At 65.1% G+C, this 1,426-nt stretch carries 2 protein-coding genes; one reads left to right on the top strand and one right to left on the bottom strand.

Annotated features, from left to right (window positions below; genetic code table 11):
* Positions 1-92: 92 nt before the first annotated feature.
* Positions 93-428, bottom strand: a complete 336-nt coding sequence (locus ACIRP7_RS45615) for a GNAT family N-acetyltransferase (protein ID WP_403672978.1) — start codon at positions 426-428, stop codon at positions 93-95.
* Positions 429-886: 458 nt separating this feature from the next.
* Here ACIRP7_RS45615 and ACIRP7_RS45610 point away from each other — a divergent pair, with 458 nt between their 5' ends.
* Complete coding sequence (locus ACIRP7_RS45610; RefSeq protein WP_403672975.1) at positions 887-1,336, top strand: HNH endonuclease; 450 nt, start codon at positions 887-889, stop codon at positions 1,334-1,336.
* The last annotated feature ends 90 nt before the right edge of the window (positions 1,337-1,426 follow it).

Raw genomic sequence — 1,426 nt, 5'->3', positions numbered from 1 at the left:
CCGGCGAGTACTTACTGGGTGGCGCCACTTCTTCCTCGTTTCCTTGTTCAGGACAACCCTATTGGGTGCCCGTCCGGAAACTTCGTGGCCCCTCAGACAGTGACCCTGTCCGTGCCTTGGCCTGCCTCGTCGAGGACGTGCCGGGCCAGTTGACGTCCCAGGCCCCTGCCCCGGGCCCGTCGGTCGATCACCAGATACTCGAGCACCGGCTTGTAGGGGCGCAACTCGTCGGCTGCCTGGGCCCCCTTGAAACCATTGGTGACGACGGTCAGCCCGGCAAGGCCGTCGACATCGCTGCTGGTCATGGTCCAAAGCCGTGGCTCGTTGATGTCGGACGGCAGATCGGCCAGGGACCACTCGGATCTCAGCAACGCCCGTGCGGCGTCCTCGTGTTCGCCCAGGCCAAAGGAGATGTGCGCGGCATTCATGAGCCAAGCATGCCGCGACATTGCATGGCTAGTTGCCCGGTGGTGTGTTTCTGGATTACTGCCAAGACTTGGCCCCGGAGCAAGGCATGGGCAGCGCACGTCTACAGGTCGTCGTTGTCCTCTGCCCTCCGAGTGTCTGGTCCGGTTGCCGTAGCGTCCGTTGAGCTCACACGGCGCCTTCCCTTTGGCAGGGCAATAGCGGGCCTTGCTCGCTTCTCAGCAGGAGGAGGGGCGAGCAGCGAGCGCGGCCCGTGCTCCGGCGGGTTGGGGCCTCCTGGCCGGGTTTTGGGGAGTCAGTCGTTGCCGACCTCTCCAGCCTGTGCTGAAACAGTCGACGGTCCGATGCCGCTCTTGCGGCATCGGACCTGCTCGTCCTGGCTTTTCAATTCCTCCCGTGACGGGGGCCGTTGCCGCATAGCGTTAAGGAGGGGGATGCGGGTGGTGCGGAGGTAGATGGAGTGGACGGGCAGGACGCCGCGCGCAGCACGGGCGGCAAGGCTTCCGAGCAGGTGCGTCGCGAGGTGTGGGTTCGCAGCGGGGGCCGGTGTGCGTTGTGCAACGCGTACCTGCTGGAAGGCCCTATGTCGGGGCGCACTGTGAATCTGGGCGAGTTGGCCCACATCGTCGGCCGAAGCACAGGCGCTCAGTCTCCACGGGGTGGGCATCCCCTGGACCTTGCGCGGCGGGATGACGCCGACAATCTGATGCTTCTGTGTGCCAGTGATCACGGTGAGATTGATGCGCCCGGCGGTCTCGCCGCATTCACGGTGGAGAAGTTGCGCCGGTTGAAGCAGGTGCATGAGGACCGCATCCGGCATCTGACGAGCCTGGGGCCGGACCGTGCCACCACGGTGCTGCGGGTCGTGGGGCGGATCCACGGCAAGGAGGTCGAGTTGTCCCGGCAGTGAGGGGCCACGAAGTTTCCGGACGGGCACCCAATAGGGTTGTCCTGAACAAGGAAACGAGGAAGAAGTGGCGCCACCCAGTAAGTACTCGCC

The sequence above is a fragment of the Streptomyces sp. NPDC102270 genome (assembly GCF_044766405.1).
Classification (GTDB): Bacteria; Actinomycetota; Actinomycetes; order Streptomycetales; family Streptomycetaceae; genus Streptomyces.
The sequence above is the reverse complement of the archived record's forward strand: the minus strand, read 5'-3'. Positions and strand labels throughout refer to the sequence as shown.